Origin of the sequence: Streptomyces sp. NPDC006208 (assembly GCF_040613775.1) — a bacterium.
Classification (GTDB): Bacteria; Actinomycetota; Actinomycetes; order Streptomycetales; family Streptomycetaceae; genus Streptomyces.
On sequence record NZ_JBEXSW010000038.1, the window covers coordinates 33,649 to 55,092 of the forward strand.

General features: G+C 71.0%; 18 protein-coding genes and 5 pseudogenes. 15 read left to right on the top strand and 8 right to left on the bottom strand.

Going from position 1 to position 21,444, the window contains the following annotated elements; translation table 11 throughout:
• The first annotated feature begins 39 nt into the window (after positions 1-39).
• The 3 genes from ABZ208_RS27670 to ABZ208_RS27680 all read left to right on the top strand — a co-directional run bounded on the left by ABZ208_RS27670 (position 40) and on the right by ABZ208_RS27680 (position 3,911).
• Positions 40-1,149, top strand: coding sequence for a nitronate monooxygenase family protein (locus ABZ208_RS27670; protein WP_356912172.1), 1,110 nt, complete (start codon positions 40-42; stop codon positions 1,147-1,149).
• Positions 1,146-2,723 (top strand): acyl-CoA synthetase, encoded by a 1,578-nt coding sequence (locus ABZ208_RS27675; protein WP_356912173.1) that lies wholly within the window; start codon positions 1,146-1,148, stop codon positions 2,721-2,723. Before ABZ208_RS27670 ends, ABZ208_RS27675 begins: the two co-directional genes overlap by 4 nt.
• Before the next feature lie 81 nt (positions 2,724-2,804).
• Positions 2,805-3,911, top strand: coding sequence for an ionic transporter y4hA (locus ABZ208_RS27680; protein ID WP_356912174.1), 1,107 nt, complete (start codon positions 2,805-2,807; stop codon positions 3,909-3,911).
• Positions 3,912-4,000: 89 nt separating this feature from the next.
• On the opposite strand, the gene ABZ208_RS27685 is transcribed toward ABZ208_RS27680, so the two are convergent.
• Entirely contained in the window at positions 4,001-6,391 is a 2,391-nt protein-coding gene (locus ABZ208_RS27685) for a penicillin acylase family protein (RefSeq protein WP_356912175.1), read from the bottom strand.
• Between the two features lie 96 nt (positions 6,392-6,487).
• A pseudogene (locus ABZ208_RS27690) lies at positions 6,488-6,622 on the bottom strand (hypothetical protein); the annotation flags it as partial.
• A 150-nt stretch (positions 6,623-6,772) separates the two neighbouring features.
• Here ABZ208_RS27690 and tmk point away from each other — a divergent pair.
• The 6 genes and pseudogenes from tmk to ABZ208_RS27720 form a co-directional block, all read left to right on the top strand.
• Positions 6,773-7,156, top strand: a pseudogene (gene tmk, locus ABZ208_RS27695) (dTMP kinase); the annotation flags it as partial.
• 226 nt (positions 7,157-7,382) lie between these two features.
• Positions 7,383-7,829, top strand: coding sequence for a hypothetical protein (locus ABZ208_RS27700; protein WP_356912219.1), 447 nt, complete (start codon positions 7,383-7,385; stop codon positions 7,827-7,829).
• Complete coding sequence (locus ABZ208_RS27705) at positions 7,823-8,197, top strand: hypothetical protein (protein WP_356912221.1); 375 nt, start codon at positions 7,823-7,825, stop codon at positions 8,195-8,197. The genes ABZ208_RS27700 and ABZ208_RS27705 overlap by 7 nt, the downstream gene beginning before the upstream one ends.
• A 54-nt stretch (positions 8,198-8,251) precedes the next feature.
• Positions 8,252-8,572, top strand: a complete 321-nt coding sequence (locus ABZ208_RS27710) for a MazG-like family protein (RefSeq protein ID WP_356912176.1) — start codon at positions 8,252-8,254, stop codon at positions 8,570-8,572.
• An 83-nt stretch (positions 8,573-8,655) separates the two neighbouring features.
• A complete protein-coding gene (locus ABZ208_RS27715; protein WP_356912177.1) occupies positions 8,656-9,078 on the top strand; it encodes a hypothetical protein in 423 nt (140 codons plus the stop codon).
• Positions 9,079-9,129: 51 nt separating this feature from the next.
• Positions 9,130-9,477, top strand: a pseudogene (locus ABZ208_RS27720) (transposase); the annotation flags it as partial.
• A 106-nt stretch (positions 9,478-9,583) separates the two neighbouring features.
• Here ABZ208_RS27720 and ABZ208_RS27725 read toward each other — a convergent pair.
• Both ABZ208_RS27725 and paaK read right to left on the bottom strand, forming a co-directional pair.
• Complete coding sequence (locus ABZ208_RS27725) at positions 9,584-9,904, bottom strand: hypothetical protein (RefSeq protein ID WP_356912178.1); 321 nt, start codon at positions 9,902-9,904, stop codon at positions 9,584-9,586.
• Between the two features lie 430 nt (positions 9,905-10,334).
• Positions 10,335-11,630, bottom strand: a complete 1,296-nt coding sequence (gene paaK / locus ABZ208_RS27730) for a phenylacetate--CoA ligase PaaK (protein WP_356912179.1) — start codon at positions 11,628-11,630, stop codon at positions 10,335-10,337.
• 124 nt (positions 11,631-11,754) lie between these two features.
• On the opposite strand from paaK, the gene ABZ208_RS27735 reads away from it, so the two are divergent.
• The 4 genes and pseudogenes from ABZ208_RS27735 to ABZ208_RS27750 form a co-directional block, all read left to right on the top strand.
• Complete coding sequence (locus ABZ208_RS27735; RefSeq protein ID WP_356912180.1) at positions 11,755-12,141, top strand: VOC family protein; 387 nt, start codon at positions 11,755-11,757, stop codon at positions 12,139-12,141.
• A 382-nt stretch (positions 12,142-12,523) separates the two neighbouring features.
• Positions 12,524-14,221 carry a TROVE domain-containing protein gene (locus ABZ208_RS27740; RefSeq protein WP_356912181.1) on the top strand — a complete coding sequence of 566 codons (1,698 nt, stop codon included), beginning with the start codon at positions 12,524-12,526 and terminating at the stop codon, positions 14,219-14,221.
• Positions 14,222-14,319: 98 nt separating this feature from the next.
• On the top strand, positions 14,320-15,024 hold the full coding sequence (locus ABZ208_RS27745) for a nucleotidyltransferase domain-containing protein (protein WP_356912182.1): 705 nt from the start codon (positions 14,320-14,322) through the stop codon (positions 15,022-15,024).
• 183 nt (positions 15,025-15,207) lie between these two features.
• Positions 15,208-15,357: pseudogene (locus ABZ208_RS27750) on the top strand (alpha/beta hydrolase); the annotation flags it as partial.
• On the opposite strand, the gene ABZ208_RS27755 reads toward ABZ208_RS27750, so the two are convergent.
• On the bottom strand, positions 15,335-15,562 hold the full coding sequence (locus ABZ208_RS27755) for a hypothetical protein (protein ID WP_356912222.1): 228 nt from the start codon (positions 15,560-15,562) through the stop codon (positions 15,335-15,337). The pseudogene ABZ208_RS27750 and the gene ABZ208_RS27755 overlap by 23 nt on opposite strands.
• Before the next feature lie 361 nt (positions 15,563-15,923).
• Here ABZ208_RS27755 and ABZ208_RS27760 point away from each other — a divergent pair, with 361 nt between their 5' ends.
• Complete coding sequence (locus ABZ208_RS27760) at positions 15,924-16,304, top strand: transposase (RefSeq protein ID WP_356912216.1); 381 nt, start codon at positions 15,924-15,926, stop codon at positions 16,302-16,304.
• A gap of 141 nt (positions 16,305-16,445) precedes the next feature.
• On the opposite strand, the pseudogene ABZ208_RS27765 reads toward ABZ208_RS27760, so the two are convergent.
• A pseudogene (locus ABZ208_RS27765) lies at positions 16,446-16,553 on the bottom strand (Mu transposase C-terminal domain-containing protein); the annotation flags it as partial.
• 347 nt (positions 16,554-16,900) lie between these two features.
• On the opposite strand from ABZ208_RS27765, the gene ABZ208_RS27770 reads away from it, so the two are divergent.
• On the top strand, positions 16,901-17,470 hold the full coding sequence (locus ABZ208_RS27770) for a response regulator transcription factor (protein WP_356912217.1): 570 nt from the start codon (positions 16,901-16,903) through the stop codon (positions 17,468-17,470).
• Positions 17,471-17,510: 40 nt separating this feature from the next.
• On the opposite strand, the gene ABZ208_RS27775 is transcribed toward ABZ208_RS27770, so the two are convergent.
• Positions 17,511-19,358, bottom strand: a complete 1,848-nt coding sequence (locus tag ABZ208_RS27775; protein WP_356912183.1) for an ABC transporter ATP-binding protein — start codon at positions 19,356-19,358, stop codon at positions 17,511-17,513.
• Between the two features lie 122 nt (positions 19,359-19,480).
• Positions 19,481-21,358, bottom strand: coding sequence for an ABC transporter ATP-binding protein (locus ABZ208_RS27780; RefSeq protein ID WP_356912184.1), 1,878 nt, complete (start codon positions 21,356-21,358; stop codon positions 19,481-19,483).
• Between the last annotated feature and the right edge of the window lie 86 nt (positions 21,359-21,444).

Below are 21,444 nucleotides of genomic sequence, written 5' to 3' on the forward strand. Positions count from 1 at the left end.
CTCTTCCCTCGTCCGTCGCCCTGCGGCATCCTGCCGCCCATGGAGACGGAGCTGAGCAGACGACTGGGCATCGAGCACGCCATCTTCGGCTTCACGCCGTTCCCGGCGGTGGCCGCGGCCATCAGCCGCGCCGGCGGCCTCGGCGTACTCGGCGCGGTCCGCTACACCGCCCCCGACGACCTCGCACGCGACCTGGACTGGATCGAGGCACATATAGGCGACAAGCCCTACGGCCTTGATGTCGTGATGCCCGCCAGGAAGGTCGAGGGCGTGACCGAGGCCGACGTCGAGGCGATGATCCCCGAAGGGCACCGGCAGTTCGTCCGCGACACCCTGGCCGAACACGGCGTCCCCGAACTCGCCGAAGGTGAGACATCGGGCTGGCGCATCACCGGCTGGATGGAACAGGTCGCCCGCAACCAGCTCGACGTCGCCTTCGAGCACCCGATCGCCCTGCTCGCCAACGCCCTCGGCTCCCCGCCCGCGGATGTCGTCGCACGAGCCCACCACCACGGGGTGCTGGTCGCCGCGCTGGCCGGCAGCGCCCGGCACGCACAGCGCCACGCCGAAGCGGGCATCGACATCGTCGTCGCCCAGGGGTACGAGGCCGGCGGCCACACCGGCGAGATCGCCTCCATGGTGCTGACCCCCGACGTCGTGGACGCCGTCGGACCCTTGCCCGTACTCGCCGCCGGAGGCATCGGCAGCGGCGAACAGATCGCCGCGGGGCTCGCACTCGGCGCGCAGGGAGTCTGGCTCGGCTCGCTCTGGCTCACCACCACCGAAGCCACGCTCGGCTCGCGCGCCCTCACCGCCAAACTGCTCGCCGCCTCGTCCGGCGACACCGTCCGCTCGCGTGCCCTCACCGGCAAACCGGCCCGGCAGCTGCGCACCGAGTGGACGGATGCCTGGGACGACCCGGCGGGCCCCGGGACGCTGCCCATGCCGTTGCAGGGACTGCTGGTCGCCGAAGCCGTCTCACGCATCCAGAGGTTCGAGGTCGAACCGCTGCTCGGCACCCCGGTCGGCCAGATCGTCGGCCGGATGAACTCCGAGCGCAGCGTCCAGCAGATCGTCGACGACCTCACCCGCGGCTTCGAGCGGGCCGTGGACCGTGTCAACCGCATCGCCGGAAGGAGCGCGCCATGACCGAACGGCCGTCGGGGTCCCCCCGGACGACGTCCCAGGGAGGCTTCTGGTCCCAGGCGACCGCCGACCCGCAGCGCACCGTCCTGATCACCCCGGACGGCGAGCACTGGCCCGCGGGACGTCTCCACGGCGCCGCCAACCAGCTCGTGCACGGCCTGCGTGCCGCGGGCCTGGAACGCGGAGACGCCTTCGCCGTCGTGCTGCCCAACGGGGTCGAACTGCTCACCGCCCACCTCGCCGCCACCCAGGCCGGCTTCTATCTGGTGCCCGTCAACCACCATCTCGTCGGTCCCGAGATCGCCTGGATCGTTGCCGACTCCGGTGCCAAAGTGCTCATCGCGCACGAGCGGTTCGCGGCCGCGGCGCAGGCCGCGGCCGACGAGGCGAAGATGCCCGAGAGCCACCGGTACGCCGTCGGCACGGTCGCGGGCTTCCGCCGGTACGCCGAACTGCTGGACGGCCGGCCACGGTCCGTACCCGACGGGCGCACGCTGGGCTGGGTCATGAACTACACCTCGGGCACCACGGGCCGCCCGCGCGGTATCCGCCGCCCGCTGCCCGGCAAGCTCCCCGAGGAGACCCACCTCGGCGGTTTCCTCGGCATCTTCGGCATCAAGCCCTTCGACGGCAACGTCCATCTCGTCTGCTCGCCGCTCTACCACACCGCGGTGCTCCAGTTCGCGGCCGCGGCGCTCCACATCGGTCATCCGCTGGTCCTGATGGACAGATGGACGCCCGAGGAGATGCTGCGTCTGATCGACACCCACCGGTGCACCCACACCCATATGGTGCCGACCCAGTTCCACCGGCTGCTCGCACTCCCCGACGAGGTGAAGAAGCGCTACGACGTCTCGTCCATGCGGCATGCCATCCATGGCGCAGCCCCCTGCCCCGACCACGTCAAGCGGGCGATGATCGAGTGGTGGGGCAGGTGCGTGGAGGAGTACTACGCGGCCAGCGAGGGCGGCGGCGCCTTCGCAACGGCCGACGACTGGCTCAGGAAGCCCGGCACGGTGGGCAGGGCCTGGCCCATCAGCGAACTCGCGATCTTCGACGACGACGGCAACCGGCTCCCGGCCGGCGAAGTCGGGACCGTCTACATGAAGATGTCGACCGGCGGCTTCAGCTACCACAAGGACGACACCAAGACCAGGAACAACCGCATCGGTGACTTCTTCACCGTCGGTGACCTGGGCCATCTCGACGAGGGCGGCTATCTCTACCTGCGCGACCGCAAGATCGACATGATCATCTCTGGCGGGGTGAACATCTATCCGGCCGAGATCGAGGCCGCCCTGCTGGCCCACCCTGCCGTCGCCGACGCCGCCGCCTTCGGCATCCCCCACGCCGACTGGGGCGAGGAGGTCAAAGCCGTCGTCGAGCCGGCGGACGGCCATACGGCGGGCGACGAGCTCGCCGCGGTGATCCTCGCGCACTGCGAGCGGCAGCTGGCCGGCTACAAGCGCCCACGGACGGTGGACTTCATCGAGTCGATGCCACGCGACCCGAACGGGAAGCTCTACAAGCGGCGCCTGCGCGCGCCGTACTGGGAGGGGCACGAACGAGCCATATGACGACCCGCCACGCCGACGGACCGCCCGCCGAGCGGGCGGTCCGTCGCGCGGCCGGGGCCGGTCGCTGGCAGCCTGGCACGCATGAGCGCGGTGAAGAGCTTGTCCGTGTTGGCCCGGTGGACGGTCTGGGTCCCCCTCGTCGCGATCGTCGCCCTGGTGCTGAGCTGGGGGCGCAGTCTGCCGGCACCGGCGGTCGTCCTTGTCGCGCTCTGCCTCGCCGGGGCGGTCCTCGCCGCAGTCCATCACGCCGAAGTGGTGGCATACCGGGTGGGGGAGCCGTTCGGGTCACTGGTGCTGGCGGTCGCGGTGACGGTCATCGAGGTCGCTCTGATCGTCACCCTGATGGCCGACGGCGGTCCCAAGACCGCTGCGCTGGCGCGGGACACCGTCTTCGCGGCCGTCATGATCACATGCAACGGGATCATCGGGCTGTGCCTTCTCGTGGCCGCCCTTCACACCCGGGTGGCCGTCTTCCACGCCGAGGGCTCCGGCGGCGCACTCGCCACCGTGGCGACGCTGGCCACCCTCAGCCTTGTGCTGCCGACGTTCACCACGAGCAAACCGGGGCCCGAGTTCTCCACGGCGCAGCTGACGTTCGCGGCCATCGCCTCGCTGGCCTTGTACGGCCTGTTCGTCGCCGTGCAGACGGTCCGGCACCGTGAGTACTTCCTGCCCGTCACCCGCGAAGGCGCGACCATCCGTGACGACACCGACCATGCGCCGCCGCCACCCCGTTCCGCGGCCCTGCTCAGCCTCACTCTGCTGATCGTGGCCCTGGTGGCGGTGGTGGGCGACGCCAAGGCGGTGTCGCCCACCATCGAGTCCGGCGTGGACTCGGCAGGTCTGCCGCAGGCCGTCGTCGGGGTGGTCATCGCACTGCTGGTGCTGCTGCCCGAGACCCTTGCCGCGGTGCGCGCGGCCCGGCGCGAGCGCGTCCAGACGAGCCTCAACCTGGCGCTCGGTTCGGCGATGGCGAGCATCGGGCTGACGATCCCCGCCATCGCGCTGGCCACCATCTGGCTGGAGGGACCGCTGGTCCTCGGACTGGGCGCGACGCACATGGTGCTGCTCGCGCTCACCGTCGTCGTCGGCGCGCTCACCGTGGTGCCCGGCCGGGCCACACTGCTCCAGGGCGGGGTACATCTCTCGATCTTCGCCGCCTTCGTCTTCCTCGCGATGAGCCCTTGAGGCCCTTGAGCCAGTGAGCCGACGAGCCCAATGGCCCACTGGCTCCGGAACGGGGAGCAGGTGAGCCCTGAGCCGTCACGGCCGATCCGTCACCGCCGCTCGCGTACGAGCACCACCTCCAGCCCGGGCGACCGCAGGATGTCGCGTTCGCAGAAGCGCGAGGTCACCCAGCGCTCGCCCGAGAAGAGCGCGGTCTGGTCGCGGTGGTGCTCCGACGCGGTGTTCGAGGACTGCGAGTACGTCAGCAGGGTGCGCGCCACCGGGCAGCGGCTGCCGTCCCATCCCACCGCCTGGACATGGCTGGAACCGTGCGCGACCTCCGTGTAGCCGCCGCCCGCGGGGTTCCACACCGGCTCGATCTTGTTCCACACACCCAGCGACTCCGTGCCGCCGTGCACGGGGATGCGCTTGCCGCCCCGGACGACGAACTGGTGCTCGCCGAGCGGCGCGTCCAGCGGGACACCGGCACTGTCCAGTGCGGCCACCGTGTCCACAAGCGCCTTGGCGAAGGCCGGCGAATCCGTGTTGAGCGTGTGGGGTGTGCCCACCGGATCGGCGGGCGAGAACGGCACCTTCCACAGCTGGGCCGCGGGCACCGACGCGGTCAGCACCCGCCAGAAGCGGTCGAAGAGGAGCGCACCCCGGCTGCCGGTGTCCATGGTCCGGTCCCACCGTTCCAGCACACCGCACGCCCGGACCACCTCCGGTGCGAGGGCCGCGCAGCCCTTGACCACGTCCGCGACCGCCAGGTCCGCCGCAGGGACCCGGTTGGCGAACTGCTGGCGCTGGAGATCGCCCACCGTGAGCCTGCCGCGCCCGGCCATGGCCGCGACATCCTCGACCGCGCCGCGGGTGCGCAGCGAACGCGCAGTGCCGATGGTGCCGAACACCCGCTCGTACCCGGTCAGCGGCCGGTCGGCGTTGGCGAGCCAGGCGCTGTCGTTGGAGTTCTCCGCGTACCGCGCGTCCTTGAGGACCGGCATCCGCGACGGTCCGAAGATCCCCGGCTGCACCGCGTCGTGGTCGGAGCCGGGCGCGCAGTCACCGCGCGAACCGTCCAGCACGGCCATTCCGGACGCCGGATACGTCACCTTGCCCAGCGGCGTGGAACAGCGCTGGGCGAGCTCGTCCGTGATCCGGGGCAGTACCTGGGACTGGGTGAACAGCGAGTGCCCCCGGGAGTCGGCGGCGATCGTGTTCACCCAGGGCAGGCCCTGGGTGCGCCGCAGCGCCTCCTCGATGCCCGCCGTCGAGCGTGCCCTGCCGAGGGCGAGTGCGGTGTCGGAGCCGCGCAGGTTCAGCGCGTTGGGATCGTTCAGGGCGTACGCGGTGGTCGCCGACCAGGGCAGCGGCAGCGACGCGCCGAGCGAGGTGACAACCGGCCCGTATCGGGTCCAGTACTGCGTGCGGGTGAGGGATGTGCCGTCCTTGACCGGCACGGTGACGGTGCGGCGGGTCATCGGCTCCCGCCTGCCGTCGACGAGATAGACGGTCGGGTCGGCCGGATCCAGCGTCAACTGGTGCAGGTTGAGGGTGACTCCGGTCGCGACCGTGTGGCTCCACGCCACCTTGTCGTTGAAGCCGATGTTGACCACGGCGGTGCCCAGCAGCGAGGAACCGGAGACGTTCAGCTCGCCGGGTATCGTCTGCTGCGACTGCCAGAAGCGGCGGCCGCCGTGCCAGGGGTAGTGCGGGTTGCCGAGGAGCAGGCCCCTTCCGTTCGCCGTCGTCGCCCCGCTGAACGCAACGGCGTTGGACCCCATGTCGGCGCTGCGGGACGCGAACAGTTCCCGTGCCGCTGTCGCGGTCGCGGCCGCATCGGGCCTCGCGACCGGAGTCGGTACGGCAGCAGTGCCGGGCGGCTGGGCCGCGGTGATGCCGTCGATGCCTCGTCCCTGACCGCCGAGCACCGAGACGGCGAAGCCGCGGCGGGCGACGTCCAGGGTGGTCACCGGCCGCACCCAGTCGGCGTCCCGGCACGCCGGATCGGTGATCCGGTTCTGCCGCAGCCATGCGTTGTAGCCCGCCGCCCAGCCGCGCATCAGCTCCTTCACATCCCGGCCGGGGCCGGCGGGTGCGGGCGTGGCCAGCAGTTTCTCGACGGTTCCGGCGTCACGTACGCCGCGGAAGTACAGATCGCTGGACAGGTTCCTGGCCGCCGACGACAGCGAGCCGTCCGGCGCGGCGTCGGGCCCGAAGAACCGCGAGCGCTCGCCGCGTACCGTGACGAAGCCGTCCGCGAGTACGCACACCTGGTCGGCCGCCTGGGCCCATCCGGTGCCGAAGCCCAGGTTCGCGTAGTCCTTCCCCACGATGTGGGGGATTCCGTACTCCGTGTAGCGGATGACGGCGGACAGTCCGCCGCCGGACGGATGCCGCTCACGCGGATCGGCGGCCGCGCCGGGCGGCACGGTCGCTGTCGCGGTCAGCAGAGTGATGCCGATGAGTGCGAGTCGGCCAAGGCGGGTGCGCAAGAGCAACGTGCCTCCCCAAAGTGACTGCGTGGTAAGCAGGTTGGACCATGCAGTCACCCGGGCAGGCCGGTGTCAACATCCCGTCCGGTATCCGTGGTGGCCTCAGTGGTCGCGGAGCTCGCGCAGGCCCACGATCCGTTTGATCTTGCCCACCGAGCGCTCGAGCGTCTCTGGGTCGACCACTTCCACCGTGACGGACACCCCGATCCCGTCCTTGACGGCCGCGGCGATCGCCCGCACGTGCGGCAGCTGCTCGATGTCCTCCGCCTGCGGCAAGGGATGCCCGGCCGCCGTCGTCGCCGCCGGACACCGCATCGGCGCTGTCGACAGCGAGCAGTGCCCCGTCGTCCCCGAGCAGTCCCGGATGCTCCCCGTGGTCGGTGTCTCATGACCGGACAGTTCGTGACCATCGAAGGCCCGGGCGGCGTGGGGAAGTCCACCATCACGGCCGCCGTCGTCACGCAGCTGCGCGAGGCAGGCCTACCGGTCCGCCAGACGCGCGAGCCGAGCGACACCACACTGGGGAAGCTCGCCCGGCACGGCACCGACGAGTACCAGGGCATGACGATGGCCTGCCTGATCGCCGCCGACCGCTACCGCCACGTAGAGCAGGAGATCCGGCCCGCCGTGGTCCGCGGCCAGGTCGTGGTCTGCGACCGGTACATCGCCTCGTCGCTGGTCCTGCAGGTCATGGACGGCGTGGCCCGCGACGTCGTCTGGGAGCTCAACCGGCACGCCGACATGCCGGATCTCTGCGTCATCATCAACGCCCGCTCCGACGTCATCGCCAAGCGGCTCGAGGAGCGCGGCGCGCACAGCCGGTACGAACGGGAGCCCGCCGGCCCGAGCGGGAATGCGCGTACTTCCGTGAGGCCGCTAGGTTCCTCATGGCCGCCGGCGTGCGGGTCCTGCAACTGGACGCGTCCGCCGCCGAGCCGGAGCACATCGCCCGCGCCATCGTCGAGGCGATCACGGAACTGTCGATGGGGAACCGCTCGTGACCTTTCAGGGCAGCACAGACGTGCTGACGTTCAACCTCAACAACCCTTCGAAGGAGCGGGCAGAGCGGCAGCTCGCCTACCTCGCCGACCGGCCCGAGCCACTCCTGGTCCTCACGGAGACCGCCGACAGCGCCGGATGCGACCTGCTCGAGACCCAGTTCCGCACGGCAGGGTACGGCGTCGTGTTCCCCCGGCCCGTACGCGGTGAGCGCGGCGTCATGATCGTCAGCCGCCTCGCTGCCGTGCGCGGGCCGGCGTGCGTCACCTACCTCCCGCACCGCGCTGTGTCAGTGACCGTCCAGACCGACAAGGGCCCCTCGACGTCACCGGCCTCCACGTTCCCTCCCGGGACGCCACCGAGACCAAGACGACCCGCAAGCGGAAATTCCTCGACCACTGCCGCACCGGCGTACCGAAGGGCACCGGCGGACACCGCGTGGTGATCGGGGACTTCAACATCCTGGAGCCGACCCACACCCCCCGGTACCGGTTCTTCCAGCCGTTCGAGTACGACTTCTACGGATGGCTCGGGCAGGCCGGCTACCAGGACGCGTTCCGCGAGCTGCACCCCGATGCGGCCGAATACTCGTGGGTGGGGCGCACCGGCGACGGCTACCGCTACGACCACGCCCACGTCTCCGCCGACCTGGTGCCCGCGGTACACGGCTGCGCCTACGTACACGAGCCGCGCACCGGCCCGGACCGGCTGACGGATCACTCAGCTCTGTCGCTGAACCTGTCCCTGCGGCCGCTGGCACCGCTGCCGGTGACCAACCCCACCCGCGCCGCGGACAGGATGCCACTCTTCTGACCGGCCCGGCCGCAGCGCACCGACTCTTCCGTACAACCTCAAGGAGAACCCTCGATGCAAGACGACACCTGGACCCGAGTGGAACGCCTGCGCACATGGCTGGACGACAACTCCGACTCGGCGACGGCCGCGGACACGCGGCTGCTGCGCGTACTGAAGATCGGCGAGGAGTTCGGCGAGGTGGCCGAGGCGCTGCACGGGGCGATGGGTGCGAGCCCGCGAAAGGGCGCCAGCCACACGTGGGAGGACGTCCACAAGGAGCTGGCCGACGTGATCGTCACAAGCATGGTCGCCCTCGCCACCCTCTCGCCTGACGCCGAGAAGATCCTCGATGCCCGGCTGCAGCACCTTGTTGAGCGGGTGCTGCCTAACTGATCGTTTCAGAATGCCGCCGACGGAGACGCCGGAAGCCCAAGTGGAACAATCGCCTCGTACACGGACGTCGGGGGTGGCGCAGTATGCGAGAGGCGCAGGTGACAACAGCGCGTGACCTGGTGATTGGTTACGTCGATGCTCTCAGCTCGGCTGGTGAGGCCATGCAGGCGGCGTTCCCCCCGCTCGAGCGGCTTGCGGACGTGCTCGGCCTGGTCCGTTCGCACAGGATCAGCCGGAGCGGCGAAATCGGCACCTACTCCTACAGCGTCCACGGAGCAGGCTGTCTCTTCATCAACCAGGACGGCTCTGAGATCGATGTGGACTTTGCGGCCGACGGGGCGGAGATCTTCGACCGCTGGCGGCTGCGCCTTTATGGGCAGAGTTTGCCTGAGCCTTTTGACCTCACGGAGCATGATCTGCGGTCCGCGGTGGAGTCGTTGAAGCCCCTGCTGGCCGAGGTGCGGCCTGGGTGGTACAGCGTTGGCGAAGCCAAGGCTTCAGCATGAGACCGGCGTGTCGGGTGGCTGTCGGTGGCCTCGTCAAGCAGCGTCCGCGGGGTGTCTGATGAGCTTGTCCCCGATGACCTTTGGGAGTGCATAGCCCCGCTGCTGCAGCAGCCGCCCGAGCGCAGGTACCGGTGTGCCGGTCGGCTCCGGGTGCCGGATCGGGTGGCCGCTGGCCGGAATCGTCTACGTGCTCCGTAAGGGCGTTGCCTGGAGAGACGTCCCTGCGTCAGTCGTGGGCTGCTCCGGAGTGACCGCTTGGCGTCGGCTCCGCGACTGGACCGAGGCCGGCGTCTGGCCACAACTGCACGCCGCACTGCTGACTGAGCTTCGCAAGGCCGTCTGCTGGACATGGACGCCGCAGCCATCGACGGCTCCCACACCCGAGCCCTCGAAGGGGGCCCAGGTCGGCGGCGCGAACCCTGAGTGCGCAAGGTTGGGTCACCGCGAGTTCGCCGGTCACTCCCGAAGGTCTGTGACTCGCTGAGCTACCAGAGCAAGCACTTCGTCAAGTGGCCGGATTCTGGGCAGGGCAGTGCCAGTCGGCTGCGTCGATCGCGTTACCTTCCGTGTCGCTGAGGTGGAAGCACTCGCCGTTGGCCCACACCGTGACCGAATCGGGCCGATGGTCGACCTGGAACGGCTCGTCCCCACGCAATGTCCCGGACCAAGAACCATCTCCTGCCGACGAGTGGGTGACCACAACACAGGTCCGTTTCGGCGGGATCCGGTGAATGTCCGCCCAAGGCTCCACGCTCAGTTCCAGCGGCTCCTCACCGTCGTTGCTGACCAGCAGCCGCGCTGTTCCCCCAGCGAACATTTCCGACATCCCCCTTGCCTTTACAGCACTCACGCGCACAACTGCCGCCCTCGCGTGGAGACTCGGCTCGATCCTCACACGCGCGATCACCTGGTCCAAACAACTTCATCGTCCGAGTGACCAAACACCCCTGCTTGGGACGAAACACTCTTCAACTGACCGGCCCCCGCAACCTCCGTCCTTGCCGTCCGCAAGGCGTCTGCGCCTCGGCCCTCGAGGAACGGAGCCTCCGTGCCCACGCTCATGTCACATCAGGGGCAGTCCGAGGCGACGCCTGTGGCGGTGGGTCAGGAACGGGCATCTCGCGAGCGCGGGAGATCAGAAGCAGCGAGCCGTAGAGCAGCGTGCCTCCCCAAAGTGACTGCGTGGTAAGCAGGTTGGACCATGCAGTCACCCGGGCAGGCCGGTGTCAACATCCCGTCCGGTATCCGTGGTGGCCTCAGTGGTCGCGGAGCTCGCGCAGGTCCACGATCCGTTTGATCTTGCCCACCGAGCGCTCGAGCGTCTCTGGGTCGACCACTTCCACCGTGACGGACACCCCGATCCCGTCCTTGACGGCCGCGGCGATCGCCCGCTCGGCCGCCGCGCGCTGCTCGGCACTCGCCTCCGCGCGTGCCTCCGCGCGCACCGTGAGCGCGTCGAGCCGTCCCTCACGGGTCAGGCGCAGCTGGAAGTGCGGGGCCACATGGGCCGTGCGCAGCACGATCTCCTCGATCTGGGTGGGGAAGAGATTCACGCCACGCAGGATCACCATGTCGTCGCTGCGCCCGGTCACCTTCTCCATCCGGCGGAACTGCCGCGCCGTGCCCGGCAGCAGCCTGGTGAGGTCCCGTGTCCGGTAACGGATCACCGGCATGGCCTCCTTGGTGAGCGAGGTGAAGACGAGCTCACCGCTCTCGCCGTCCGGCAGCACCTCGCCGGTGAGCGGATCGACGACTTCCGGATAGAAGTGGTCCTCCCAGATGTGCAGTCCGTCCTTGGTCTCCACGCACTCCTGGGCGACGCCCGGGCCCATCACCTCCGACAGCCCGTAGATGTCCACGGCGTCGATGGCGAACCGCTCTTCGATCTCGCGGCGCATCTCCTCCGTCCACGGCTCGGCGCCGAATATCCCGACCTTGAGCGAGGTCGCCCGCGGGTCGATGCCCTGCCGCTCGAACTCGTCGAGCAGTGTGAGCATGTACGACGGGGTGACCATGATGATCTCGGGCCGGAAGTCCTGGATCAGCTGCACCTGGCGCGCCGTCATACCGCCGGATGCGGGGATGACCGTGCAGCCGAGGCGCTCCGCGCCGTAGTGCGCGCCGAGGCCGCCCGTGAACAGTCCGTATCCGTACGCCACATGGACCTTGTGTCCCGGCCGGCCGCCGGCCGCGCGGATCGAGCGGGCCACCACATCCGCCCAGGTGTCCAGGTCGCGCGCGGTGTAGCCGACCACGGTGGGCCGGCCCGTCGTGCCGCTGGAGGCATGGATGCGCCGCACCTGGGACTGCTCGACGGCGAACATGCCGAAGGGGTAGTTGTCCCGCAGGTCGGCCTTGGTGGTGAAGGGGAAGTGCGCGAGATCGGCGAGGGTGCGGCAGTCCTCGGGCCGCAGTCCTGCCTTGTCGAATGCGTCCCGGTAGAAGGCGACGTTCTCGTACACATGGTGCAGGGTCTGCTGAAGCCGCTCGAGCTGCAGGGCTCCGAGCTCCTCGCGACTGAGCCGCTCCGCCGCGTCCAGCAGGTCCGTCATTGCGGAAACTCCCATCCCGAACCGGACGACCGATCATTCGGTCGTGCTGCTCCGGACCAGTTATCCAGCCCACCCGCCCGGAGTCAAGGCATCGGCCGCGGGCTCGTCACCGTACGCTCCGGGCATGGTGCATGTACTGGGCAGCAGGATCCTGCTGCGTCCCACCGACCCTCAGCGGTCGCGAGACTTCTACGGCCGTGCCCTCGGGCTGGCGATCGCCCGCGAATTCGGCACCGGACCCGAGCGCGGCACGGTGTACTTCCTCGGCGGCGGCTTCCTCGAGGTCTCCGGCCGCTCGGACGTACCGCCGTCACCGGCCCTGCGGATGTGGCTGCAAGTGGCTGATGTACACGCGGCTTATGAGGAGTTGCGCGGCAAAAATGTGGACGTGCTGCGTCCCCCGCAGGAGGAGCCGTGGGGGCTCGTCGAGATGTGGATCGCCGACCCGGACGGAGTACGGATCGCCTTGGTCGAAGTACCGGAACACCACCCGCTGCGCTACCGACCCTGACACCCGACCCGTCCCCGAAACCGGCGTGCTGGGCCTTCCGTTCGGTCGGTGTCCACGCAGGCGGGCGAAAACTCGGTGGGCGACGTGCGCGGGCTGGGCTACGGTCGACGCACAGGTTCATCTGCACCTCCCGGTGCGCAGGCCGCGGTTACTTCTTTGAGATGAAAGCACCGCAGCCGTCATTGATCTCGGGAGGCACAGCATCGGGTGCCCGGTGCGCAGGCGGGGGATACTTCCACTACTCATGGGGTGGTCGCGGGTTCGAATCCCGCCGGGGGTCTCGGCCCCCCGTAGCTCAGCGGTCAGAGCACCTTGTCTCCTCCACCGACCTTGATCTCGGGCACCCGTTGCTGAGCTTCTCCTCCAGAGCGAGGGGTTTCTCATGTCCCGCTTCAACACCCGCGGCGCCCGCCCGGCCGCAAGCTCGCCCGTGACCACGACCGGGGAGCGGACCGTCACCCACGAGGGAGCGACCGCCCACCTCCGCGACGCCAAGAGTGAACTCTTCCTGCTTGCGGTCTCCAACTTCGTCTCGCAGGACACCTTCTACGAGACCGGCGGCCGGCGCGACGACCGGTTCACCGCCCTCGTACGGCAGCTCGCCACCGACGACCCCGCCTGGACCGCCGGCCTGCTCGGCTGGCTCCGCGGGGAGGGCAACATGCGCACCGCGGCGCTCGTCGGCGCCGCCGAGTTCGTCCATGCCCGGCTCGAGGCGGACCGTGCCGCCGCCCCAGGGCAGGCTGCCGCCGAAGGAGCCCTGCCGTACTCGAACCGCGCCGTCGTCGCGTCCGTGCTCCAGCGTGCCGACGAGCCGGGCGAGATGCTCGGCTACTGGACGTCCCGCTACGGCCGCCGCCTGCCGAAGCCCGTCAAGCGCGGTATCGCCGACGCCGTCCAGCGCCTCTACGACGAGCGGTCGCTGCTGAAGTACGACACCGACTCCAAGGGCTTCCGCTTCGGCGACGTTCTCGAGCTCGTCCACGCCGCACCGAGCCCTGACCGGGCCTGGCAGGGTTTGCTGTTCAAGCACGCGCTGGACCGCCGCCATGGACGCGACGAGAGCGTCCCGGAGCAGCTTGCGATGCTGCGCCGGCGCGCGAAGCTCATGTCGATGCCCGTGCCCGACCGGCGCGCGCTGCTCCGGGACCCGTGGGACCGGACGCTGCTCGACGACGCCGGCATGACCTGGGAGGCGCTGGCGGGCTGGGTGCAGGGCCCCTTGGACGCTGCGGCCTGGGAGGCGGTCATCCCGTCGATGGGGCTGATGGCTCTCGCCCGGAACCTGCGCAACTTCGACCAGGCCGGTGTCTGCGACGCCGTCGCCGCCACCGTCGCGTCGCGGTTCGCCGACGCCGGCCAGGTGCGCCGCTCGCGCATGTTCCCGTTCCGCTGGTGGGCCGCGTACAAGGCAGCGCCGTCGCTGCGCTGGGCGCACGCACTCGAGCAGGCGATCGGGCACTCGCTCGCCAACGTGCCCGCGCTGCACGGCCGGACGCTGATCCTGGTCGACCGGTCCCCGTCGATGTTCCCGGGATACGGCTACTCGACCCCGAACCGGTCGGACATCTCACTTGCGGAGCAGGCCGCCGTGTTCGGGTCGGCCCTCGCGATGCGCGCCGAGCGCCCGACCCTGGTCGAGTTCGGCCAGACCTCGAACGCCATGAGCGTCCCGAAGGGCGGGAGCGTCCTGCGCCTGGTCGAGGCGTTCGGGCAGATCGGTGGCACGGACATCCCCTCGGCGGTGAAGAAGCACTTCGACGGGCACGACCGCGTCGTCATCGTCACCGACGAGCAGACCCGGCCCGGCTGGCTGCCGTCGAACTGCTCCGGATACGGCGGGATGCGCGAGACGCAGATCGACGACCTCATTCCGAGGACCGTGCCGGTGTACATGTGGAACATGGCCGGCTACCGGGAGGCCGCGACGGCGTCCGGCGGCGGCAACCGGCACGCGCTGGGCGGCCTGTCCGACGCGGCGTTCCGCATGATCCCGCTCCTGGATGCAGGTCGCGACGCCTCCTGGCCGTGGGAGCGGCAGGGGCCGGGCACCGGGTCCGGCGCCGGCCGGCAGAGCTGAACGGGCGCCGACGCGGGACCGTGCCGCGTCGGCGCCGCGCCGGCGGAAGAGCAACCGGTACTCCCGCCCGCCATCCACCACACGAGAGAGAGGCAGCTGTGACCTCCAAGAACATCCTGCTGTCCGGCATAGTCGGCTCCACCGCGTACGGCCTGGCCCGCGAAGGATCGGACGTGGACCGCCTCGGCGTGTTCGCCGCCCCGACCGAGGACCTCCACGGCCTCCACCCCCCGAAGGAGTCGCACGTCACGACCGCGCCGGACAGCACCCTCCACGAGGTCGCCAAATGGTGCCGGCTTGCCCTGCGCGGCAACCCCACCGTCAACGAACTCGTCTGGCTCCCCGATGAGCTGTACGAGGTGCGCACGCCGCTCGGCGACGAGCTGATCGGTCTCCGGTCGTCGCTGCTGTCCGCCAAGCGGGTCCGCGACGCCTATCTCGGATACGCCACCCAGCAGTTCAAACGGCTCTACGACCGTGGCGACGGCGCGCTCTGCGCCGACACCCGCAAGCGCACCGCAAAGCACGCCCGCCACCTCAAGCGCCTCTGCGGGCAGGGCTACGAGCTTTACGCCACGGGACACCTGAGCATCCGCGTCGACGACCCCGACGAGTACTACCGGTTCGGTGAACGGGTTGCGGCGGACGCGATGGCCGCGCTGCCGCTGCTGCAGCACTACGAACAGGCCTTCGACGAGACGCGCAGCGCCCTGCCCGAGCAGGCCGACGAGGCGCCCGCCGAAGCGTGGCTGCGGCGTGTCCGTGCCCACTACTACGCCGTGCAGGGGCGGGACGGGTCGTGACCGACGACCTGGTGCAGTCCCTGTTTCGGCTCAGCTGTGGGTGCGGCAGGCCGGGACGGGGCCACTGACCGCGCCTCGGCGCAACGCTCGTGGCCGACCGGTCGTCCGGCTGCGCTGTGGGCCGGCTGCACTGTGGGCGTAAGCCCATTGCCACGACGGCGCGCCGCTGGTGAGGATCACCGCATGGGGACGTTCAGAGCGCATGACGGGACCAAGCTCGCGTACCACCTCGTGGGGGAGGGGGACCCGCTGATCTGTCTGCCGGGCGGTCCGATGCGCGCCTCCGCCTACTACGGGGATCTGGGTGGGCTCAGCGGGCGCCGACAACTGCTGCCGCTGGCAGCGGCAGCAGCGCACGCCCGGCTGAGCCAGCTGCGGCCGCAGCCACCGCCTGCAACTCATCTCCCTCCTGCCACGTGACGCCGTCGGCGACGCCAATGGTCAGATCGAACGCGTCCCAGGCCGCCGCGAGGACAGTCGAGTCGTCGACGGCATCGAGCGCAGACTGCAGTTCCTGCACATCCGTGGATTTGACCATCGGAGCGGTCCCTTCTCGACATGATCGGAACCTTGATCGTTGCACCGCTTCGCGAACAGGCCTGACGCGTTGTGGACGACTGCTGCTTTGTGGATAGTCCGGTCGCGGGGGGATTCTCCTTTGTCGCCGGCACGCTGCTGGCTTCGGAGGGCGAAATCTACGTGTTCGCCGCGACGGGTGGGCGGGAAACCGCCCGCTACAGTCCGCGGCAGGAGGCCGGAGTCCTTGGTGGACGCCACCCTCAGCAGCGTGTCTACGGACAAGGCCATCACGCGGCTCCGGAACATCGTCGGCATCCCCATCACCGACAAGGAGCAGAAGGCACCAGCTCATCCGGGTCCGCATCCAGCTCGGCGGCCCGATCGTGCTGATCTGGGACAACGTCCGCCTCCACCTCACCAAGCCGCTGCGGGAGTTCATCGACGCGAACGCCTCCTGGCTCACCGTGTTCCAGCTGCCCATCTACGCGCCGGACCTGAACCCGCAGGAGGGCATCTGGTCGCTGGTCAAGCGCGACATCGGCAACCTCGCCGCAGCCAACCTCGGCGAGGTAACTCGCGCGGTCAAGCGCCGGCTCAAGCAGCTCCAGTACCGGCCGGACGCCATCGACGGCTGTCTCGCAGGCACCGGATTGGCCCTGACTGCGCAATCGTCAGAAGCTGCCGAAGTAGCGGTGCCACCAGGTGGGTCGCTGAACATGCCAGGGCAGCTGGCTCGGCCCGGCGTAGTCGCACTCCAGTAGCTCCTCGGGAACGATCGCGTACCCGAGGTTGGTCAACGTCCCCTTGACCTTGTCCAGATCCGCAGCGTCCAACTCGCCCTCGGCTTGCGCTTCCCCGGTGCCCAGGAAGGCGCCGGGGTTGTCGGCGCAGATCGCGGGTAGCCGCACCTTTCGCCCGGCCTGCCCGGTCATCCACGCATCCACGTAGTGCCGGTTCCGCCAGCGCACCCCCTTGTTGGCAAGGGTGCGCACCCGGCCGTCGTCCTCGAGGGTGAACGTGTGCAGCGCGCCCGGCTCAGCGTCCTCGACTGGGGTGAGATGTGCTTCCCAGGCGGCCGCGGGTGTACGGCTGGCAAAGCTTCCTGCCGCCCTTCAGGCGCGGCGCTGCTGCTCCTTGTGCGCCGGGGTGTGCGCTCAACGCGCTCCGGCGCGCAGGGGGCGCACTCCGCATGGGGCGAGCGCTCCTGTGCCTCTGTGAGCGCGACTACCGTCCCGATATGCGGGCAACGGCTGTACGTACTGACCGTTGGTGTCCGGCCGATCACGTTGAGCGGTGCGGCAGTTGAAGGGGACAAGAGAGCGTGATTCGGGTGCTCCTGGTGCACGACGGCTGTCTGATGAGATCCGCGTTGACGATGTTCCTGGGGAGGGAGGACGACCTGGAGGTGAGCGGATCGTCGTGGCGGGCGGCCGTCGGACAGGCCGATTCCCTGCGGCCGCACGTGTGCGTCGCGGATGTCGAGTGTCCGGGCGCGGCCGTGCCGGGCACACTGACCGGCCTGCTCCGGCGCGTGCCCGATCCGGCCGCGGCACTGCTCGTGCTCGCCACGGGCACCAGACCCGGTCTGCTGCGCCGCGCCTTCGATGCGGGCGCGCTCGGGTACGTCAGCAAGGACGCGGGCCCGCAGCGATTACTCGACGGCATCAGGCAGGTGGCCGAGGGCGAGCGATTCGTCGACGAATCGCTCGCCTTCGGTTTCCTTCAGGCCGCGCACATGCCTCTGACGCCTCGTGAACTCAGCGTTCTGCGGCTGGCCGCGGAAGGGGCGACGAGCGCCGAGATCGCGCGCAACCTGCACCTGTCGCTGGGGACCGTGCGTAACTACATGTCCACGATCACCCGTAAGACCGGAGCCCGTAACCGGGTCGATGCCATACGGATATCGCAGCACGCCGGGTGGGTCTGAGCGGCGGATGCGGCCGGGTCCGCGGGGCGGCGCCCGCGGGTCACCCGGCCTGCGGGTGCCAGTGGCCCACGAGGTCGCGATACGTCTGGGAACGTTCGAGCAGCTCCTCGTGGCGTCCGGCCGTCGCGCTCACCCCATCCAGTACCAGGACCCGGTCCGCCCGCCGTGCCGACGAGAGCCGGTGGGCGATCACCAGGAGTGTTCCCGGCCGGTCGGCGAAGGCACGCTCGGCACGGGCCTCGGCCGCCGGATCCAGATGGCAGGTCGCCTCGTCCAGCAGGATGAGACGGGCGGGGGCGACGTACGCCCGTGCCAGGGCGACTAGTTGGCGTTCCCCCTGGGACAGGGCCGCGGGGTCGATCCGGGCGTCCAGCCCTCCGAGCCCGCGCACCACGCCATCGAGGCCGACGGCACGTACCGCGGCCTCCACGTCAGGCGTCGGTGCCCCGCCCGGGCACAGGTACAGCAGGTTGTCCCGAAGGCTGCCCCCGAACACGTAGGCTTCCTGCGGGATCAGGGCCCGCCGGGCCGCGGACGGGTCCCGGTCGGGTCGGTGCACGGGCGCGCCGCCGATCAGCAACTGCCCACGGTCCGGCTCGAGCAGCCCTGCGACCAGCCCGAACAGGGTGGACTTGCCGATACCGCTCGGTCCGACCAGGGCCAGGTGCTCACCCGGCTCCACCAGGAGGTCGAGACCGTCGATCACGGGCGTGGCGTCCGGACCGTAGGAGAAGGACAGGGACCGCAGTTCCAGGCTCGGCGCGGCTGCGTCGGGCTCCGCGGGCGGCGTTCCCTGCTGCGGTGCCGGCTTCCGGGGCCCCGGAGTCCGAGGGCGAGCGCCGGCAAGGGCCGTGACCGCGCCGCGTGACCTCGGACCCGGGTCCGAGGCAGCCCCGGGCTTTTCCACAGTCCGCGCCGCCGGGGCCGTGGGAAAGCCCGGCGCCGGGGGCTCTTCGGGGCCGGTGAGCCGGTCGAGAATCACCAGCAGCCGGGTGCCGGCCGTGCCCAGACCGGTCATCAGGGTGTTCAGGGCCGGCAGCAGCGCCTGCGTCAGGTACGTAAGCGCGCCCAGCAGTTCCCCGGCCGTGACGCCGCGGTCAAGCAGCCACGGCGCGGCGGCCAGCAGCAGGACGACGGGCGCCTGCCCGGCGAGCCCGAGGGCGACCGTCCGCACGGCGGCCCACCGGGCCAGTGCCCGGGCAGCCCGGGTCTGCGCGTCGATCAGTTCGCCTGCCGCGTCCGCAGCGCGCGCCTCGGCACCGCAGGCGACGATGTCCCGGAGCCCGGCGACGTCGGAGCCGATCCGGGCGGCGAGTTCCTCGTCGGTACGCAGGAAGTCCTGCTGCCGCGCTGCCATCGGACGCAGGGCTGCGATGAAGAGCACGAGCCCGGCGACAAGCGGCGGCAGGACGACCAGCAGCAGGGCCGGAGCCAGCGCCGCGAGGCCCACCACGACCCCCGCGGTCGTGAAGACGAAGGACCTGGTCACCATCACCAGCCCCGCGAACCCGTCCCGTGCCGCCTCCGTCTGATGCGTCAGCCGTGAGACGGCCGCATGGCCGGTGCACCCTCCCCGCCCTGCCACCGCGGAGGACAGCGCCGAGCCGACGACCCTGCGGACGAGGCCGTCGCGCAACGGCTCCACGAGGTCGGCGAGACGGTGGAACACCCTGTGCGTGGCAGCCCCCCCGGCGACGACCGCCGCAGCGGCCACGGCCAGCCAGCCGAGCCCCACGGCGGGCTGCCCGGCGAGGAACCCACGGTCGAGCGCCGCGGCCACACCGTATCCGCCGAGGAAGGTCTGCGCGGACTCCAGCAGCGACCAGCCGCCAAGGCGCAGGAGCACGCCGCGTCGCCGGGCGAGGAACGGGACCGCCTGCGGCAGCATCCTGCGCAGCGCCCCCCGAACGGGCCCGTCGGCCGGCAGCGGGGGGCGGTCATGCGGCGGAGTGCCTCCCGCCCCGGGCCGCAGCGCACCGCCCGCGGCCGTTTGCGCCCGTCCTGCGGCCGTCACGGAGTCCCGCCCACCGGCCCATGGCCCTGCGCCAGTTCACCCGGCGTCCCCTGTCTGCCCGCCCGCCCGTCGTCAGCAGCGGCGTGCGGCCGCACACAGTCCGGCACGTGGGCCGGATCGTCGTCCGCGGCGAACACGGCACGGTACTCGGGCAGCGCCCAGAGCGCGGCATGCGGACCGACCGCCCGGATCCGGCCGTCGTCGAGCCAGGCGACGAGGTCGGCCCGGGCCGCCGAGGAGGCCCGGTGAGCGACGACGAGGCGGGTGCCGGGCCGGACCTGGTGCAGGAGGGCCCGCGCGACCTGGCGTTCGGTGACGCTGTCCAGGCTCGACGTGGCGTCGTCGAGGACGAGCAGCCGTCCGGCATGGGCGAAGGCCCGTGCGAGGCCAAGTCGTTGTGCCTCCCCGCCGGACAGCGGCGCACGCTTCAGCGGCGTGCCATAGCCGCCCGGCAGCCGCCGCACGAAGGCGTCCGCCCCCGCCGCCCGAGCAGCGGCGCACACCTCGGCCAAGGGTGGTGCGTACGGTCCGAACGCGATGGAGTCCCGCACAGTCGTGCCGAACAGCGCGGGCCGCTCGAAGGCGTATCCCACCTCCCGGCGCAGGACCTCGCGTTCGATCTCCGCAACGGGGACGCCGTCCAGAAAGACGGTGCCGGTGTCGGGGTCGGCCAGCCGTCCGGGCAACTGGGCCAGGGCCGTCTTGCCCGAGCCGGACCGCCCCACCAGGGCCAGGGTGGCACCGCCGGGCACGACCAGGCCGACGCCCCGGAGCACGGGTCGGCCGTCGCGCACCACCGACACGTCGCGGAACTCCAGCCGGCCGCACCCATCACCGGGCAGCCCGCGCCGGCCGTACGCCACGACGGGTGCGGCCAGCGCCTCGGCGGCACGCCCCGCTGCGGCCCGGCTGCGCAGCAGACCCGACAACTGTCCGACGACGGCGCCCAGGCCTGCGGCCAGGGCCGCGTAACGGAGCGCCGCCAGCAGCTCACCCACGCTCATGTACCCTGCCGCCACCCGCAGCCCGCCGACCGCGAGCACGCCGGTCTCCAGCAGAGGCAGCAGCACCGCGCCCCGGGCGACGGCGCGGCCGTACACGTGCCACATGCGCCGTCCCTGGGCGGCCAGTTCGGGCAGGGGCGCCAGGATCCGTGCGCGTTCCCGCTCCGTCGTCCCGGCGGCGGCGACGGAGCGGGCTCCTTCGAGTGCCTCGACCAGGCGGGCGGCGATGTTCCCCTGGACCTGCTGGTACTCGGCCACCCCGGCGGAGGTGTCGCGGGCGAATGCGCGCACGAGCAGCACCATCAGCGGCGCGCCGGCCGCGAAGACTGCGACCGTCCACAGGTCGGTCAGGGCGAGCGCGACCAGTGCGCCGACCGGCAGGACGACGGCCGGTACGGCTGCCGCGGCGATTGCGGGTGCCGCGGCGGCCTCTGTCACGTTCGCCGTCAGCCGGGTCACGAGATCGCCGGAGGTGAACCGTCCCGCCACCCTCGGCCCGGCGGCGAGCAGGTGGCCAAAGGCGCGGCGTCGTGTCCGCGCGGCGGAGTGTGCGGTGAGTGTGCCAGCGAGGCGGGCGGAGGCCGCGTCGCACGCAACGTCCGCGACGACGAGTGCCGCGCACAGCGCCAGCCACGGTCCGGCGTCCGCGGCGCCTGCGAGAACGAGGTCCAGTGAGCGCCCAAGCAGGGCGGGCAGGGCGATGGCGGCGGCCGCCGAGAGCAGGCTCGTCGCGACGAGGGCTGCGGTCCGGCCGGGAAACGCCACTGCCCCACCGGTCAGCAGCGACCGGGCCACGGCGCCGGTTGCGGACGGCCCGACCGAGCCACGGGCGCGCTTGCCGGGCGCGACTGCCGGCCGTTGGGGACTCACGGGCGCTCCCTCGTCGTTCGAGCCGAACGGTCCCAGGCGCAGAATCCGCCCGGGACCGCTGGCAGGGTTCACCGTCGTCGCGCGGA

Excerpts from the sequence above, each read along its gene's own strand:
- ABZ208_RS27670 (WP_356912172.1), top strand. The coding sequence starts at position 40 with ATGGAGACGGAGCTGAGCAGACGACTGGGCATCGAGCACGCCATCTTC.
- ABZ208_RS27675 (WP_356912173.1), top strand. The coding sequence starts at position 1,146 with ATGACCGAACGGCCGTCGGGGTCCCCCCGGACGACGTCCCAGGGAGGC.
- ABZ208_RS27680 (WP_356912174.1), top strand. The coding sequence starts at position 2,805 with ATGAGCGCGGTGAAGAGCTTGTCCGTGTTGGCCCGGTGGACGGTCTGG.
- ABZ208_RS27710 (WP_356912176.1), top strand. The coding sequence starts at position 8,252 with ATGCAAGACGACACCTGGACCCGAGTGGAACGCCTGCGCACATGGCTG.
- ABZ208_RS27715 (WP_356912177.1), top strand. The coding sequence starts at position 8,656 with ATGCGAGAGGCGCAGGTGACAACAGCGCGTGACCTGGTGATTGGTTAC.
- ABZ208_RS27725 (WP_356912178.1), bottom strand. The coding sequence starts at position 9,904 with ATGTCGGAAATGTTCGCTGGGGGAACAGCGCGGCTGCTGGTCAGCAAC.
- paaK (WP_356912179.1), bottom strand. The coding sequence starts at position 11,630 with ATGACGGACCTGCTGGACGCGGCGGAGCGGCTCAGTCGCGAGGAGCTC.
- ABZ208_RS27735 (WP_356912180.1), top strand. The coding sequence starts at position 11,755 with ATGGTGCATGTACTGGGCAGCAGGATCCTGCTGCGTCCCACCGACCCT.
- ABZ208_RS27740 (WP_356912181.1), top strand. The coding sequence starts at position 12,524 with ATGTCCCGCTTCAACACCCGCGGCGCCCGCCCGGCCGCAAGCTCGCCC.
- ABZ208_RS27755 (WP_356912222.1), bottom strand. The coding sequence starts at position 15,562 with ATGGTCAAATCCACGGATGTGCAGGAACTGCAGTCTGCGCTCGATGCC.
- ABZ208_RS27770 (WP_356912217.1), top strand. The coding sequence starts at position 16,901 with ATGAGATCCGCGTTGACGATGTTCCTGGGGAGGGAGGACGACCTGGAG.
- ABZ208_RS27775 (WP_356912183.1), bottom strand. The coding sequence starts at position 19,358 with ATGCTGCCGCAGGCGGTCCCGTTCCTCGCCCGGCGACGCGGCGTGCTC.